This is a genomic window from Agromyces humi, assembly GCF_009720255.1.
In the GTDB taxonomy this organism is placed as follows: domain Bacteria; phylum Actinomycetota; class Actinomycetes; order Actinomycetales; family Microbacteriaceae; genus Agromyces; species Agromyces humi.
The window spans coordinates 1-1,577 of record NZ_WJSP02000598.1; the positions used below are offsets into that span (position 1 = coordinate 1).

Annotated in this window: 1 protein-coding gene; it reads left to right on the top strand. The window is 71.3% G+C overall.

Annotated features, from left to right (window positions below; all coding sequences use genetic code 11):
• Positions 1 to 1,577, top strand: a 1,577-nt coding sequence (locus GH736_RS22675; protein WP_159607251.1) for a hypothetical protein, incomplete at both ends; no start/stop codon positions are given.

The window sequence follows — 1,577 nt, forward strand, 5'->3', positions numbered from 1 at the left end:
GCGGGTCTCACCGTCGCGGCGACGCAGACGAGCGACCTCCTCCTGCTCGCGGTCGGCGGCTCGGGCGGCGGCACGGCCGGCGTCGCGGGCTCGGTCGTCGTGAACACGACGACGGATGTCACCCGGGCGAGCCTGCTCGGCAACGTCAGCCAGCCGACGACGAACGTCGCCGTGCTCGCCACCGATGACACGACAGTGCTCGCGCTCGCGGGGCAGTTGACGTACGGCGGCACCGCCGGCGTGGGCGCGGGCGTGGACGTGGAGGTGCTCCACAAGACCACCGAGGCGTGGATCGGGAAGGGGTCGGTCGTCCGCGCGAGCGGCAACCTCACGGTCGACGCGCGCTCCACCGAGGGCATCGACTCGCTCTCGGTCGGAGGCGGCTTCGGAGGCACGGCCGCGGTCAACGTCAACGCCGGCGTCTCGGTCATCACCGTCGACACCACGGCGTACGTGCAGGACGGCACCTCGGCCGCCGACCGCGCCGACCTGCAGGTCTCGGGCAGCGTGCGCGTGTCGGCCGACGACCGTCTGCGCCTCAACGTCATCGCCGGCAACATCTCGGGCGGCGGCACGGCCGCGGTCGGTGCCGCGGTCGGCGTTCCCGTCGTCACGAAGCACACCCGGGCCTACCTCGGCGCGTTCTCTGTCGTCGTCGGTCTCGGCAACGGCACCGCGCTCAGCGTCGCGACCGGGGGCTACACGGTCACCACGCAGGACACCCGCTTCGACGCCTCGGTCGCCCTCGAGGGCGGCGGCGTCATCAACCTCGGCTTCGCCCACGGCTTCCAGAACGGCGACGAGGTCATCTACGACTCGGGCTACGGCGCGAACATCGCCGGCCTGAGCGACACCCCGGGCGACGAGGTGACGCCGCAGCAGGTCTACTACGTCGAGGTCGTCGACGAGTTCCGGGTCAAGCTCCACAAGGTGCAGAACCTGTCGGATGCCGCGATCAACGTCTCGGGCGGAACCGGGGAGAGCCATCGGCTCATCCCGACCGACCAGGCCGGCGTGCGTCAGGACGAGTCGCTGCGGTTCAACCCGCTGAAGGGCGGCGCCGTCACCGGCGGCAGCCTGATCACCCTGCCGTACGACCACGGCTTCGCCGACGGTGACACCATCGTCTACAGCTCGGGCGGCGGTGTGCCGATCGGCGGGCTCATCGACGGCGCGACCTACTACGCCGAGACCACCGGCCTCGCCGCGAACCAGCTGAAGCTGCGCAACAAGCCCGAGGACAAGGGCGGCGTCATCATCACCGGCCTCAACGTCACCTCCACGACGGGTCGCAGCCACAGCATCGTGAAGAGCGGCGTCACCCCCGGCGGCGACGCGGCCGCCTACGGACCCCGGGTCATCACCGCCGGCACCGACACCTTCCGCGGCGTCGCGGTCACCGCGAACAGCAGCGACGACATCGCTGTGGTCGGCATCTCGGCCGGCGTTGCCGGCACCGCCGCCGTGAACCTGGCCGGCGCGGTCAACGTCGACGACATCCACACCTACGCCTGGATCGGCGCGAACGCCAAGGTCAACTGCGACGCCGGCTGCACCGACGTGGCCGTCGGCTCGAA